The organism is Pseudomonas sp. P5_109 (genome assembly GCF_034009455.1).
Taxonomy (GTDB): domain Bacteria; phylum Pseudomonadota; class Gammaproteobacteria; order Pseudomonadales; family Pseudomonadaceae; genus Aquipseudomonas.
Window position 1 is genome coordinate 2,506,491 of record NZ_CP125380.1, and the last position, 14,213, is coordinate 2,520,703.

The window sequence follows — 14,213 nt, forward strand, 5'->3', positions numbered from 1 at the left end:
TTCCGGTTATTGCACCTACAGCGCTCCGCACTCCGAAGCCACATCCGTCCTGCTCGCATTCCACTGAGGGTCACTCATGGACTTTTCAATTCTGGCATTTCTTACCCAGGACGGGCTGACCACAGGCGCTATTTATGCATTGGTGGCTCTGGCACTGGTTCTGGTGTTTTCGGTTACTCGCACGATCCTGGTTTTCCAGGGCGAGTTCGTGACCTTCAGCGCCCTGACACTAGCCACGCTCCAGTCCGGACTTTTGCCCGGCACGTTGTGGTTGTTGATCGGTTGCTCAATCGCGGCATGCCTGCTCGACAGTGCAATCGCATTGAAACAGCGGCAACCATGGCAATTGCCACGAATCGCGCTCAGCTACCTGGCACTGCCACTTGCATTGCTTGTAATACTCAGCACTTTTGACCTGCAAAGCCTTCCAGGACTGATAAAAATCATTGTCGCACTGGCGATCGTTACACCGTTGGGACCATTGCTATACCGGCTGGTCTATCAGCGCGTTGCCCAAAGTTCGGTATTAGTGCTGCTGATCATTTCGGTCGCTGTGCACATCGTGCTGATCGGGGCCGCCCTGTGGATGTTCGGTGCTGAAGGGGTACGAACTGAGGCCTACAGTGATGCCGGTCTGATGCTCGGTGAACTCTCGATCAGCCTGCAAAGTTTGCTGGTGGTTGGTTGTGCGTTGCTGTTGATCGGCCTGCTTTACGTTTTCTTTGGCCACAGTTTGTATGGCAAAGCCCTGCGAGCCACTGCATTCAATCGCACTGGCGCGCAACTGGTGGGCATTCCCACTCAACTCGCCGGCCAAAGCGCTTTTGCGCTGGCAGCCTTCATTGGGGCAATTTCCGGAATCCTCATCGGCCCACTGACAACGTTGTATTACGACTCCGGTTTTCTCATCAGCCTCAAGGGCTTCGTTGCCGCAATCATTGGCGGTCTGATCAGCTATCCATTGGCCGCCGCAGGTGCCTTCCTGGTAGGCCTGCTGGAGAGTTTCGCGACCTTCGGGGCATCGGCTTACAAGGAGGTCATCGTTTTTACGCTGGTCATACCCGTGTTGCTCTGGCTCTCGCTGAAACACCCCAACATTGAGGAGCAACACTAATGGCCCGTCGTCTCATACCGCTGTTTCTTCTGCTGTTGGTTGCCTGTATCGCGCCTCAGGTATTGCCGGCTTTTTATGTCAGCCTGTTTAACTACATCGGCTTGTACAGTCTGGTTGCATTGGGCCTGGTGTTGTTGACGGGGGTCTGCGGCCTGACGTCGTTCGGCCAGGCAGCATTCGTCGGCATCGGGGCTTATGCCACCGCTGTGCTCAGTACTACGCTGGGGTTATCACCCTGGCTAGGGCTTCTGGTCGGTTTGAGTACGACCTTTGTCGTCGCCTTGGTACTCGGCCTGTTGACCCTGCGCCTGGCGGGTCACTACTTGCCCATCGGCACCCTGGCTTGGGGATTGGCAATCTATTACCTGTTTGGCAATTTGCCCGGGCTGGGAGGTTTTGGTGGCATTCAAGATCTGCCAACCATCGCTTTATTTGGCTGGCGGATCGACAGCGCAGCGGATTTCAGCCTTCTGATCGGAGTCTTGCTGATCGCCAGCATCTGGCTGCTCGACAACCTCCTTCACAGTCGTCAGGGGCGCGCCATCCGGAGCCTCAAGGAAGCGGGCGGCATGGCCGAGGCCATGGGTGTGGACACGGCACGCAGCAAATTGATCGCATTCGTGCTGGCAGCGCTGCTCGCGTCGCTATCCGGCTGGCTCTACGCGCACATGCAACGAGTGGTCAACCCGACACCGTTTTCGGTGAACATGGGTATCGAATACCTGTTCATGATTGTCCTGGGCGGCACTGCAAGCCTATGGGGCGCGCTGGTTGGCGCAGCGCTTCTGACTTTGATCAAGCAGGCGCTGCAGGACGTTTTGCCGCTGTTGTTCGGGCACGCCGACAACTTCGAAATGATTTTTTTCGGCCTGTTGGTGATTGTTGTACTGCAGTATGCCCGAGGCGGTCTGATGCCACTTTTGCGCAATAGCCTGCCGACACTTCGCCCGTCCATCCTGCCCGTCGCCGATGCACCCGCATTGCCCCGGCGCCAGCCGCCCACGGCTGGCTCCCCGCTGCTGATAGCTGAAGGCCTGGTGAAGCGTTTCGGCGGGCTTGTCGCAAATAAGGATATGAGCCTATCGGTCAAATCAGGCGAAATCACAGCGCTGATCGGCCCGAACGGCGCAGGCAAGTCCACATTGTTCAATCTGTTGTCCGGGGTACTGCCTCCCACTGCCGGAGAGATCCTGTTTCTGGGTCAACGCATTGACGGCCTCCCACCACGCAAAATCGCCAGGCTAGGTGTGAGCCGTACCTTCCAACACGTGCGCCTGCTACCGGAAATGAGTGTTCTGGAAAATGTCGCGCTGGGCGCCCATAGCCGGGCAAACGCAGGGCTGCTGCGTTCACTGCTGCACACAGAACGCGAGGAGGAAAAACGGATCCTGGCTGAAGCTGCGCGACAAATCGAACGCGTCGGATTGGAGCAATTCATTCATGCCCCTGCTGGCAGCCTCGCTCTGGGACAGCAGCGCATTGTCGAGATCGCTCGTGCCCTGTGCAGCGATCCCTTGCTGTTGCTCCTCGACGAACCCGCGGCGGGTCTCCGCTATGGCGAAAAACAAGCGTTGGCCGGTCTGCTCGAACAACTGCGCCGCGAAGGGCTGGGCGTGCTGTTGGTGGAGCACGACATGGACTTCGTCATGCGTCTGGCTGACCACGTCGTAGTGATGGAGTTCGGCCAGCGCCTTGCTGCCGGGACCCCCGATGAAATACAGGACAACCCGGCAGTGCTGGCCGCTTATCTCGGAGGGGTGGAATGAGCCATCTACTGCAAGTTCGTAATCTGTCGGTCAGTCATGGCAAGGTCGAAGCCGTGCGCAAGCTCGACCTGCATGTCGAGGAAGGCCAGATCGTCAGCCTGATCGGCCCGAATGGAGCGGGTAAAACCACCTTGATGGCAGCCCTCATGGGCTTGCTGCCCGCTAGCGGCGAAGTGCGCTACTTGGGCCAACCCCTGTTGGCCCATAAGGGCGTTGCGCAACGCGTTGGCATGGGCATGGCGCTGGTGCCGGAAAGCCGTGAATTGTTCGGCCCGATGAGCGTGGAAGACAACCTGCGACTGGGCGCATTCAGTCGGCATCGTCGCGGTCTGCGGGATCACGACCAAAGCCTCGATGAAGTGTTCGGTTTGTTTGCGCGACTGCATGAACGTCGGCACCAGGCCGCCTGCACGCTCTCCGGCGGTGAGCGTCAGATGCTTGCCATTGGGCGCGCATTGATGGGCAAACCCCGATTGCTGATGCTCGACGAACCCAGCCTGGGTCTTGCTCCGAGGGTGATCAACGAGACGTTCTCGATTATCGAGAACCTGCGGCGCAGCGGCGTTTCGATTCTCTTGGTGGAGCAAAACGCAAGAGCTGCGCTCAAGATTTCGGACTACGGGTATGTCATGGAACTAGGCGAATTGGTTCTGGAAGGTCGAGCTGAAGACCTGGCGCAGAATCCAAAAGTCGTTGAGACCTACCTCGGCCGTAAACCCACTACATTCGGCCCCCCAAAAACCGAGGTGGTCGATTCTTGATAAAAGCAAAAACCTGCTGATCAAAGTCCCCCGCACATAGAACAACAACAAAACCACCTGGAGCTTCCATGAAACGCCACATCGCCTTGTTTTTAGCTGCATCGATGACAACAGCCGCTCATGCCGACCTCTCGATCGGCATCATCCTTTCGACAACCGGGCCCGGTGCCTCTCTGGGCATTCCAGAACGTAACACCGTGCAACTACTGCCCAAACAGATCGCCGGTCAAACCGTTAATTACATCGTCCTTGACGACGGTAGCGACAGTACCGCGGCCACCAAAAACGCTCGCAAACTGGTGAGCGAAAATGCGGTTGACCTGCTGATCGGTTCCACCACGGTGCCAACCTCCTCGGCGGTCGCCCAAGTCGCCAAGGAAAGCAGCACAGCGCAGATCGCCCTTGCTCCTTACGTCCCGCCAAACAACGAAAATCGCTGGATCTTCACGATCGCTCAAACCAATACCCTCATGGCCAAGGCGCTCATCGAGCACATGCAGCACAACGGCGTAAAAACACTGGGCTACATCGGCTTCAACGACGTCTGGGGTGAGGACTGGTTCAAGGCCCTCGGCGAACTGGCTCCCGCAGCCGGTATCACACTGGTGCGCGATGAGCGTTTCAACCGTACTGACTCCTCTGTCAGTGGCCAGGCGTTGAAAGTGATCGGCATACGACCTGACGCAGTGCTGATCGGTGCTGCCGGCGCTCCTGCTGCGCTGCCCCATACCGAACTGCGCAGGCTCGGCTACAAGGGCGCGATTTACCACACTCATGGCGCTGCCAATAGCGCCTTCCTGCGGATCGGGGGCAAAACCCTCGATGGGGCCATCCTGCCCGTCGGTCCGGTAGTGGTGTGGGACAAGTTACCGGCCAATCATCCCTCCAAGGCTATCGCGAGCCAATACGCCCAAAGCTATGAAGCACAGTTTGGTCCCAATAGCCTTTCTCCTTTTGGCGCCTATTTGTATGACGCCATGCGCCTGCTGGAAGCCGCAGTTCCGGGTGCACTGCAAGCCGCCCAGCCCGGAAGCCCCGAGTTCCGTCAAAGCTTGCGTGATCAGCTTGAAAAAACCGACAACGTTGCCGGCACCCATGGAGTTTACAACTTAAGCCCAACTGACCACTTCGGGCACGATGAACGCGCCCGTGCGCTTGTCAGCGTGCAAAACCAGCAATGGGTTCTACTGGACGGTCCTCAATAAAGACATTTATCTAGTCCTGAAACAGGTATGCACCTGTTCCACCACAATGCCTGATGCACTCCATCGGGCATTGTGTCTGGGCGCCAGTTTGTAGCGCCATGTTTGGCAAGCGTCTCACGCAGTTGCCTCCGATCAGCGCTCGAACATCGTGTTCGGACACACTGTTCACTGCTGTCCTGCCCAGTGCCGGGAATAGGTCCTTGTTAAAGCGTCGTTGCAATTCAGCATTGCCATCTTTACGCGCCACGCCATCCAACAGCCAGGCCTTCGCCAAATCTTGGACCGTCAGTGTTTGCACCTTCGTCGTTTTTACTTGTTCGGCCTCTACGTTAGCCGCGGCGTATGCCTGTGCCTTGGCGGTTTTCTTGTGCTCGTTGGGATTGATCTGCTCATCAATGAGTGCCCGTGCCTGGTTGCGGGCCTTGCGGATGTCCGTCAGGGATTTGCGTGGCCAGGACCCGCAGGCGTATTCTTTATTCTGGTCGCCCCACCGATAGCGATAGAAAAAGCTGACCGACACGCCGTCCTTACGCAGGGAAATTCGACCTGCGAGATTGCCATCTTCCCGGAGGATGCGGCCGGCATCGTTGGCGGTCAGCGACTCGAGTTTCTTTGATGGTAGTTTTGGCCATAAAACAGACTCCCCCTACTTTTCCCCCCACAAAAACGTCGGCTCTTGATGGACGTTACTGGACTCTTGTAGAGCAGAACACCGCTGGAGCTCAAGTAAATACTAGCTTAGAAAAATCCAGAGTAAAATTTTGGAATCTTTCAAGAAGTATGAAAAAGGAGATGGGGTGCTAGGGGTCGAGTGTTCGAATCACTCCGTCCCGACCATATAATTCAAGGGGTTGCGAGATTTTATCTAGCGACCCCTTTTTTATTTTTGGTCGTTTTTCCCCCTACAAAACGACTGGCTCTCGGTGGAATCCTCACCTCTTTCGGAGGAGATGGACGCAAGATTTCTGTGTGCCAATGTGTGAGTTCGCGCCGTTTTTGGCCCTTTTTTGCGCTGCCTTTGGCACCAATCCTGTCTGATATTTCTCTTCCTTTCTCAGTTTTTTCGCATGTCAGATAGCCTTGCCAAACGCCCTGTTTCCGGGCGATTAGGGCGTTTTTCCTCACCTGCTCCGCGGCGCGAAACCCTGGAAGCTCAGTTCCGATTCTTCGTTCTTAAAGGTCACCATCCCAAATCAGCGAAACCGGCTGTACGTCATGCGGGCCGTGCCTTTGAAGACAAACGGAAGCAGCGAAAGTCGGACTTCCGATTGTGCGCTAGGGAAACGGAACAGAGCGCGGGGAAGGCGCATCAATTCGAATTGATTGCTGACGGGCTGTGGGCCTCCTGAAGACCCTTTGATCACAAGGCCCAAGGGCCGATTTGGAATCAAACCATCGCGTCCGAGAGCCTGACTGATACCTCCAACTTCGACGTTTTTGGGCACAAACCGCAGTGCCAAACAGACCGCAAATTCACCCGACTTCTTGCTGTTTTGGTGACAAACCATTTTGCAGGTAGATGGCACCGATTGAGTGCCGCTGAACCCTCGAAAGATCCGTCGGCCGCGGCTTCTAGCGGTCAGCTCGGAATCTCTTGCAAGGTCCTGGTCGGTGCCAAATTGCTGCTAACTCACACAATGTCCCCCGCAGGAAGTTTGGCGATGGAGGGCAGGGATGGACCTAGTTGACGGCTCGTCAGGCAGTCTTCTCCAACTTTTATGCAGCGGCACTGGAGAGTTTAAAGGCGCCCAGGTCAGGTGATACGCGTCTCTGAGGGGCATTCGGCAAGGCTTCTCACAGGCTGTCCGGTTCCCCAGCCATCATTTGGATCATCCATCCAGATAGTATTTACCCTCATGGACTCAGGCGCCAAAAATAGGAATTAATAGTAAAGCCACAGTTGACTATTTAGCTTTCTGGTGGCTACCACACACGCCAGCACCATAACCAGCGAAGAGAAGTCATCTCAGATGACTCTGAAAACCAGAGGCGATTCAATCTGGAGACTTCTCAAGAAGCAAAGTCAGCGGTTAGGCTGGTTTAAAGCAATAAACGGCCAATTTATTGCCGTCGAGGTCGCGGACATACCCGGCGTATCCGACAATTCAGTTAACTGATCGCGCCGCCTCCGTGCCTGATATCGACATGGGAAAACTTTGCACTCGCAGTTGATGCTGGGGTTTTTGGCAGTCGCGCGCGATCAAGGAAAAACTCACGTTATCGGTTTATCGGTTTATCGGTTTATCGGTTTATCGGTTTATCGGTTTATCGGTTTATCGAATTTCGATGGCGCTCAACTTAAGCAGGCGCAGGCGGTGAAAGAGATCGTTTCGCTCCAGCCGCTGTACTCCGCCTTGTGGCGAAAGGCTGCAATTGACCTGGCTCCACGCAATCACAGCCATTAAAAAAAGCAGCCCTTTGGCACCGATAACATCGTTTCTCGGCGGCGCTGCATTTCACTATATTGGCCACCAGATCCGGTGAGTGACTCAACATTCGCCACCCTCAGTGCGAGTAGTCTTTATGAATAAAAAACCAGACAACGCAGGGTTTGTTAATGCGGGTGCGGGAACCCGTGCAGTTTGGGGTGGAGAGCAGGTCAGGCATCCCTACAACGCCACTCAAACGCCCATCGTGGTCAGTGCCGCCTATGGTTATGACGACATCGACGTCTGGTATGACGTTGCGTTGGGCAAGGCGCCCGGCTTTATTTACAGCCGCATGAGCAATCCGACAGTCGAGACCCTCGAGGCAAAGATTCGCGAGTTGGAACTGGCCGAATCGGCCGTGGCTTTCAGCAGCGGGATGGCGGCGATCAGCAGTGTGCTTTACACCTTCCTGGCCTATGGCGATCGGGTGGTCTCGACCAAGGACAGCTATGGCGGCACCAACAAGATTTTCGAAGAGTTCCTGCCGCGTACCGGTGTGAACGTGACGTTGTGCGAGACGTTCGATCACGAAGAAATCGAACGCGAAATCGCCAAAGGTTGCGAATTGGTGTATCTGGAAACGCCAACCAACCCGACGCTGAAAATACTCGATATCGAGCGTCTGGTGGCTGCGGCCAAGCGCGTCGGTGCCATTGTAGTGGCGGATAACACCTTCGCCACGCCATTGAATCAGAACCCGCTGGCGCTGGGTGTGGACGTGGTCATTCACAGTGCCACCAAGTTTCTCAGCGGCCACGGCGACGTGCTTGGCGGCCTGGTGTGCGGTAGTGAATCACTGATGGCCAAGGTGCGTCATTACCGGGAAATCAACGGAGCGACGCTCGATCCGTTCTCCGCCTACATGATCATTCGCGGCATGAAAACCCTGGTGCTGCGCATGCGTCAGCAGCAACGCAGTGCCCGCGCACTGGCCGAGTACCTCTGCGTCGAGCCCTTGGTGGAATCGGTCAATTATCCCGGTTTGCCCGGCCATCCGAATCATGCGGTGGCGTGCGCGCAAATGTCCGGCTTCGGTGCAATTGTCAGCTTTGTTGTGGCGGGCGGCATGGACACGGTCAAGGTGCTCTTGCCACGACTGCGATTCGCCCACTGCGCGGGTAATCTCGGTGCGGTGGAAACCATCTACGGTCCGGCCCGCACCACCAGCCATGTCGAGAACACGCTGGAGGAACGCCTGGCCCTGGGTATTTCCGAAGGGCTGGTGCGGATCTCTGTCGGCATCGAAGACACCGACGATCTGCTCGACGACCTGAAACAGGCGTTCGCATTTGTCAGGGGGGCGGGCAACGAGCCCGCACAATCAAACACGCAGCTTTCAATCAATGAAAGTTGCGCCGAAGTCGCAAGCTGAAGCGTTAGCGTTAAACCTCACTGCAAGGATGTGAGTGGGGCGTTCATGAAGTGGAATAATAATAAAACTTAGTGGCGATCTGTTTTTTCTCTGCCCAGTCAGTCATCGCAGACGTTAATTCGTGCCCTAATAACTTTCATGAGAACAACCATGTCCATAAAAGAAGAACAACTTCACTCGCGTTCCGGTTTTAAACAGGAAATGCAAACACGGCATATTGTCATGTTGGCATTAGGCGGCGTTATCGGTACCGGACTGTTTCTCACGTCCGGGTATACGGTTAACCAGGCCGGTCCCTTGGGCGCGGTGATCGCTTACATCATCGGCGCTCTCATGGTTTACATGGTGATGATGTGCCTGGGCGAACTGGCGGTACAGATGCCGGAAACCGGTTCGTTCAGTACTTATGCCACCCGCTTTCTGGGGCCTGGTACCGGGTATACCGTCGCTTGGCTGTATTGGCTGACCTGGACGGTGGCCATCGGTTCTGAATTCACCGCCGCCGGTATCTTGATGGCGCGTTGGTTCCCGGATACACCGGTATGGATCTGGAGTGCGTTGTTTGCAGGTCTAGTGTTTCTGACCAATGTGATTTCGGTGCGTTTGTTCGCTGAAACCGAGTTCTGGTTGTCTCTGGTTAAAGTGGTGACCGTCATCGTGTTTCTGATGATCGGCGGTGGCGCGATTCTCGGTCTGCTGCACATCGATCAGGGCCACAGTATCGGGTTGAGCAACTTCACTCGCGAAGGACTTTTCCCTACCGGAGTCATGCCGATAGCCATGACGTTGTTGGCGGTGTCTTTTGCATTCTCCGGCACTGAGTTGATCGGTATTGCCGCTGGGGAAACCAAGGATCCGCAACGCAACGTGCCGCGTGCCATTCGCACGACGGTGCTGCGCCTGGCGATCTTTTTCGTAGGGACCATTTTTGTCCTGGCGACGCTATTGCCCCGAGAGCAGGCCGGCCTGGTAGAGAGTCCATTCGTCACGGTGTTCACTTACATCGGGATTCCCTATTCGGCAGACATCATGAACTTCGTGATCATCAGTGCCTTGCTGTCGGCCGCCAACTCCGGTTTGTATGCCGCGTCACGGATGATCTGGACACTGAGTGACCAGGGTCACCTGCCCAAGCGATTCTCGGCACTGACGCGTATGGGCACGCCGCTCAACGCGATTATTATCAGCATGGCGGGTGGGGCTGCCTCGTTGCTCAGCAGTGTGTTTGCCGCCGACACCATCTATCTGGCGCTGGTGTCGATCTCCGGATTGGCGGTGGTGGTGGTCTGGATGAGCATCGCTGCGAGCCAGATTGCTTTCCGCCGTCACTATGTGGCCAACGGCGGTGACATCCGCGACTTGAAATTCCGTGTCCGGGGTTATCCATGGGTGCCGTTGGGAGCGCTGGTCTGCTGCAGTCTGGCGTGTGTCGGGATTGCCTTCGATCCGGAGCAGCGAGTGGCGTTGTACTTCGGTTTGCCCTTCATCGCCTGGTGCTATTTCGTGTATTACATTACCCGCAAAAGCCGCGAGCGACGCTTGTCGGTTGCCCCCTTGGCACAACCGTCCGATGCGTTCTAGTCCGCGTCGACGGGATGGGCAAGCGTGCTCGGTGGAGGGGGCGTCCTAGAGGTTCAAGCCATGAAGCAAAAGACGCTACCCCCATTGAACTGGCTGCGGGCATTCGAGGTGTCTGCCCGCTGTTTGAACTTCACCCATGCTGCCGAAGAGCTGTTTTTGACCCAGGGGGCAGTCAGTCAGCAGATCCGCCAACTGGAAAGCCATCTTGGGGTAGCACTGTTCAAACGCTTGCCCCGAGGTCTGGGACTGACCGAGGAAGGCCAGGCGTATCTGCCGGTGGTGCAGGATGCGATCACGCGGCTGGCAGTGGGGACCAACGAAATTTTTGGTCAGCACAAGCGTCGACCGATCAAGGTGCGTGGCAGCCTGGCGTTCTTCGTGCATTGGCTGGCGCCCAAGCTGGCGGGATTTAGCCAGGCGCATCCGCATGTCGATATCCGCTACATCAGCAATATCTGGGTCAAGGAACTGGACGGTGAGGATGACATGGAGATTCGCTGGGGCCATGGTCAATGGCCCGGCCTGGTGTCGCAGCGCCTGACCTGGGACACGTTGTTCCCGGTCTGCTCGCCGGACCTGATGGCGAGGTCGCCGCTGACGGTCCCTGTGGACGTGTCGCACCATCCGCTGTTGCATGTTCTGGGTTACGAAGAGGGTTGGGGTTACTGGTTGAACATGGTCGGTGCGGACACCGTCGACTCCTCGACCGGCATGCAGTTCGACACATTGATTTCCACTTTGCGCATGGCCGAGTTAGGGCAGGGGATCGCCCTGGCGCGGTCCTCGATGGTGGAGGAGATGCTTCAGGATGGACGGTTAGTCGAACCCTTTACCCAGCGTATCGAAGCCAGCGAGTCTTTTTACCTTGTGCGCGGTTCCGGGGCCGATCAGCACCCCGACGCGGTGATGTTTTCCACCTGGCTGGTCGAGCAGGCACATCGTTTCAAATGAATGGCCGGAGCCAACCATGCGTTATGTGAGTACCCGAAATTCGGCCGTGCAGGTCGACTTCGAACAGGTCGTATTGTCTGGCATTGCCGAGGACGGTGGGCTGTTCGTACCGCTCGAGCTGCCGCTGTTTGAATCGCAGGACATCGCCAACTGGTCGACCTTGCCCTATGACGAACTGGCCTTCAGGGTGATCAGTCCGTTTGTGGGGGAGGCGATCCCCGAGACAGACCTCAAGCGCATGCTCAAAGAGGCTGGCAGTCAATTCAGCCATCGCTCCCTGGCACCTTTGCATCAGGTCGATCGTAACGAGTGGGTGCTGGAGTTGTTCCACGGGCCGACTCGCTCCTCGAAGGATTTTGCCGCGCAGTTGCAGGCACGGCTGGTGTCGTATTTTCTGCGTAAGCGCGGGCGTCGCGGGGTGGTGATCGGTGCCACCAACGGCGATACCGGGCTGGCGGCCATCGAGGCGTTCAAGCACTGCGAGGACACCTGCGTGGTGGTGTTTTACCCAGCGAAGGGTGTCCCCCTGGACCAACTCCAGCATCTGCACGCAGCGGCGCACCCAAGGGTTCATCAGTTTGCAGTCAACGGCAGCTTCGACGAGTGCCAGACCATCGTCACCCAGTTGTTCCGACAATGGCCGTATGCGCAGTACGAGGTGATCAGTTTCAACTCGAGTAACTGGGTCAGTGTGTTAGCGCAACTGGTGTTTTACTTCCACGCTGTGTTGCAACTGGGAGGTGGCCAGCGTCCGATCGGTTTCAGCGTACCGGCGGCGAGCTTTGCCGAGGTATATGCAGGCTACATCGCGCAAAAAATGGGCCTGCCGATCACCCAGATGATTGTTGCGACCAACCAGAATGACGCGTTGCATCAGTTGTTTCAGAAGAACCACTACAGCCGGTCACGAGCCAACAAGACGCTTTCGCCTGCCATGGACCTGTCGATCTTTTCCAATCTGGAACGGTTCCTTTGGGAACTCTACGGACGTGACGGCCAGGCGGTGTGTGCCCTGATGGAGGGGTTCGAGTCCAGCGGTGAGATGGTCATCGCCAACGAGTTCTGGTTGCAGGCGCGGATGATCATCGACTCCTACGCGGTCAGTGATGAGCAGACGCTGACGGAAATCACCTCGCTGTATCGCGACACGGGATACGTCATCGACCCGCACACGGCCACTGGTGTGCTGGCCGCCCGGTTGTATCGGCGAAGCCTGGTGGCGCCAATGGTGACCCTGGGGGAAATCTCACCGGTCAAGTCGGCGGCACTGCTTGGCGAGTTGGGCATCAGTGTGGCGGAGTTGCAACCTGAGGTCCCGACGCAAGGACAGGCGCAGGTTTACCGGATTCAACCGGACGATCTCGACACCATCCATGAGCTGCTCGGCGCGCTTTGAAAGCGCGACAACAGGAGGCCAAGTGAAGCGAATTCTGGACCCTCTAGATGAACTGATCATCGCGCAACTACAGCTCAATGCCAGGGCTGCACACGCCGAACTGGCGGCCAAGGTCAATCTGTCACGCAATGCGGTGCGCCAGCGCATAGAAAGACTTGAACGCGACGGTGTAATACAGGGATATACGGTACGCACGGGGGAGGGGCGACAAGCGACGTCGAACATCAACGCGGTGATTTTCGTTTACCGCTACGACCGGATGCGGGGGACGGAAGTGTTGCAAGCGCTGCGGGCCATTCCGGAGGTCATCCAGTGCGATGTCATGAGCGGCGAGTTCGACCTGATGCTGCGGGTGGGCGCTGCGAGCCCGCAGCGGGTGCACAAGGTCTGGACTGAAATTGCCGCGTTGCCTGGAGTAGAAAACACCGTGACCTCCTTCGTGCTGTCGTCTGTCGTATAGCCCATTTTTCGTACCGCTGAAAGCCAACCTGTGTTGGCTTTTTTTATTTGTGCGCCAGGCATGGCGCACGTAATGGAAAACGGGCCAGAAAGGCCCGTTTCATCCCAATGTTGCCAGGGCAAAAGCAACCATATCCCCACCGCTATCGCGAGCAGGCTCGCTCCTACAGTTTTGATCTTCAGTGACCGCCAATCCCACGGCCGGCCACAATCCCTGTGGGAGCGAGCTTGCTCGCGATGGCGGCGTGACAGTCAATAGAGATGTTGGATGACAGGGCCTCATCGTCGGAACGCCGCCCGGACCAAGCTCGCTCCCACAGGGGTATGTGGTATTGCGGGTTTATGCGATCGGTTCGATTTGATCGAGCACGCGGTTCGCGGTGATTTCGGCGAGCATCACGCTGTTGGAAATGCCCAGCAAGGCATTGCGGTCACCACCCTCCAGATGATCCACCAGTTGATGCACCATCACATCGACCGAAGCCAGGGTCTCGACCAGATAGACCATCAGGGTTTCAGTCGTGACTTCAGGGGCGACGGTAAACAGCGTGCTGATTGTTCTAGGGGTGGCTTTGATGTCGGCGGTTGAGGGGAAGTGGTAAGCGAGGGCACGCTCGGCGGCCTCGTTGAGTTTTTTTGAATCGGGGCTTTCGTAGGGCGAGGCGGGATCGGCGTCTGGCGGGTTTGGTGTGACCTTGAACATATTTCAGTCTCCAACAATTTGGAGCCGTCACCGAGTCGCTGCTAAACGAAGGGTGGCAGCTGTGCGCAGGTTAGCAGACCGGGGAGACCTGAAACCGGCGCGCCCGAAGGCGCCCTGCGCACAGCTACCATGAAGTGCAGGCATGAAATGACCTGACTGTCTGGAGTGCAAATGCGTTTCAAATCACCACGGGCTGCTAAACCCGATCACTGGGAATCAGTGACGCGAATCAAGTTACCGAGCGGCCCCAAGGCGCACAAGCCGGCGGATTCTGGCGTACCTGTAGGCAACGACGCAAGGCGTTGTAGCTTTCATCGAGTAACACTGACAGGCGTTAAACAGGCCCTATCTATAGGCCCAAAACCTGTAGGAGCGAGCTCGCTCGCGATGGTCGCCAACGATAACGCTGCAAGTCTGACACCCCGCGGCGCTCTTCGGTTTTTCGCGAGCAAGCTCGCTCCTACCCGATCCTGAAG

11 protein-coding genes and 2 pseudogenes are annotated in these 14,213 nt (G+C 56.9%); 11 read left to right on the forward strand and 2 right to left on the reverse strand.

The features are described from left to right. Window positions 1-76 precede the first annotated feature (76 nt). The 4 genes from QMK54_RS11465 to QMK54_RS11480 all read left to right on the forward strand — a co-directional run bounded on the left by QMK54_RS11465 (window position 77) and on the right by QMK54_RS11480 (window position 4,846). Window positions 77-1,114 (forward strand): branched-chain amino acid ABC transporter permease, encoded by a 1,038-nt coding sequence (locus QMK54_RS11465; protein ID WP_320402513.1) that lies wholly within the window; start codon window positions 77-79, stop codon window positions 1,112-1,114. Next, complete coding sequence (locus QMK54_RS11470; RefSeq protein WP_320402514.1) at window positions 1,114-2,880, forward strand: branched-chain amino acid ABC transporter ATP-binding protein/permease; 1,767 nt, start codon at window positions 1,114-1,116, stop codon at window positions 2,878-2,880. The genes QMK54_RS11465 and QMK54_RS11470 overlap by 1 nt, the downstream gene beginning before the upstream one ends. Then, complete coding sequence (locus QMK54_RS11475; RefSeq protein WP_320402515.1) at window positions 2,877-3,641, forward strand: ABC transporter ATP-binding protein; 765 nt, start codon at window positions 2,877-2,879, stop codon at window positions 3,639-3,641. Before QMK54_RS11470 ends, QMK54_RS11475 begins: the two co-directional genes overlap by 4 nt. Window positions 3,642-3,709: 68 nt before the next feature. After that, window positions 3,710-4,846 carry an ABC transporter substrate-binding protein gene (locus QMK54_RS11480; protein WP_320402516.1) on the forward strand — a complete coding sequence of 379 codons (1,137 nt, stop codon included), beginning with the start codon at window positions 3,710-3,712 and terminating at the stop codon, window positions 4,844-4,846. Window positions 4,847-4,976: 130 nt separating this feature from the next. Here QMK54_RS11480 and QMK54_RS11485 read toward each other — a convergent pair. Beyond that, window positions 4,977-5,478 (reverse strand): annotated as a pseudogene (locus tag QMK54_RS11485) (integrase arm-type DNA-binding domain-containing protein); the annotation flags it as partial. Between the two features lie 1,524 nt (window positions 5,479-7,002). On the opposite strand from QMK54_RS11485, the gene QMK54_RS31195 reads away from it, so the two are divergent. The 6 genes from QMK54_RS31195 to QMK54_RS11515 all read left to right on the forward strand — a co-directional run bounded on the left by QMK54_RS31195 (window position 7,003) and on the right by QMK54_RS11515 (window position 13,035). Then, on the forward strand, window positions 7,003-7,251 hold the full coding sequence (locus QMK54_RS31195) for a hypothetical protein (RefSeq protein ID WP_413787361.1): 249 nt from the start codon (window positions 7,003-7,005) through the stop codon (window positions 7,249-7,251). Between the two features lie 118 nt (window positions 7,252-7,369). Beyond that, window positions 7,370-8,647, forward strand: a complete 1,278-nt coding sequence (locus QMK54_RS11495) for a cystathionine gamma-synthase family protein (protein WP_223596746.1) — start codon at window positions 7,370-7,372, stop codon at window positions 8,645-8,647. A 150-nt stretch (window positions 8,648-8,797) separates the two neighbouring features. Further along, a complete protein-coding gene (locus tag QMK54_RS11500; RefSeq protein ID WP_223596748.1) occupies window positions 8,798-10,228 on the forward strand; it encodes an amino acid permease in 1,431 nt (476 codons plus the stop codon). 60 nt (window positions 10,229-10,288) lie between these two features. Beyond that, a complete protein-coding gene (locus QMK54_RS11505) occupies window positions 10,289-11,179 on the forward strand; it encodes a LysR substrate-binding domain-containing protein (protein ID WP_320402517.1) in 891 nt (296 codons plus the stop codon). Window positions 11,180-11,195: 16 nt separating this feature from the next. Then, entirely contained in the window at window positions 11,196-12,575 is a 1,380-nt protein-coding gene (gene thrC / locus QMK54_RS11510; RefSeq protein WP_320402518.1) for a threonine synthase, read from the forward strand. Window positions 12,576-12,597: 22 nt separating this feature from the next. Then, window positions 12,598-13,035: an Lrp/AsnC family transcriptional regulator gene (locus QMK54_RS11515; RefSeq protein ID WP_071483361.1), complete on the forward strand. Its 438-nt coding sequence runs from the start codon at window positions 12,598-12,600 to the stop codon at window positions 13,033-13,035. A gap of 339 nt (window positions 13,036-13,374) precedes the next feature. Here the strand turns inward: QMK54_RS11515 and QMK54_RS11520 are convergent, their stop codons facing one another. After that, complete coding sequence (locus QMK54_RS11520; RefSeq protein ID WP_320402519.1) at window positions 13,375-13,737, reverse strand: DUF6124 family protein; 363 nt, start codon at window positions 13,735-13,737, stop codon at window positions 13,375-13,377. Between the two features lie 387 nt (window positions 13,738-14,124). On the opposite strand from QMK54_RS11520, the pseudogene QMK54_RS11525 reads away from it, so the two are divergent. After that, window positions 14,125-14,202, forward strand: a pseudogene (locus tag QMK54_RS11525) (YqgE/AlgH family protein); the annotation flags it as partial. Window positions 14,203-14,213: the final 11 nt, after the last annotated feature.

Coding starts and splice junctions, on each gene's coding strand:
- QMK54_RS11465 (WP_320402513.1), top strand. CDS start 77: ATGGACTTTTCAATTCTGGCATTTCTTACCCAGGACGGGCTGACCACA.
- QMK54_RS11470 (WP_320402514.1), top strand. CDS start 1,114: ATGGCCCGTCGTCTCATACCGCTGTTTCTTCTGCTGTTGGTTGCCTGT.
- QMK54_RS11475 (WP_320402515.1), top strand. CDS start 2,877: ATGAGCCATCTACTGCAAGTTCGTAATCTGTCGGTCAGTCATGGCAAG.
- QMK54_RS11480 (WP_320402516.1), top strand. CDS start 3,710: ATGAAACGCCACATCGCCTTGTTTTTAGCTGCATCGATGACAACAGCC.
- QMK54_RS11495 (WP_223596746.1), top strand. CDS start 7,370: ATGAATAAAAAACCAGACAACGCAGGGTTTGTTAATGCGGGTGCGGGA.
- QMK54_RS11500 (WP_223596748.1), top strand. CDS start 8,798: ATGTCCATAAAAGAAGAACAACTTCACTCGCGTTCCGGTTTTAAACAG.
- QMK54_RS11505 (WP_320402517.1), top strand. CDS start 10,289: ATGAAGCAAAAGACGCTACCCCCATTGAACTGGCTGCGGGCATTCGAG.
- thrC (WP_320402518.1), top strand. CDS start 11,196: ATGCGTTATGTGAGTACCCGAAATTCGGCCGTGCAGGTCGACTTCGAA.
- QMK54_RS11520 (WP_320402519.1), bottom strand. CDS start 13,737: ATGTTCAAGGTCACACCAAACCCGCCAGACGCCGATCCCGCCTCGCCC.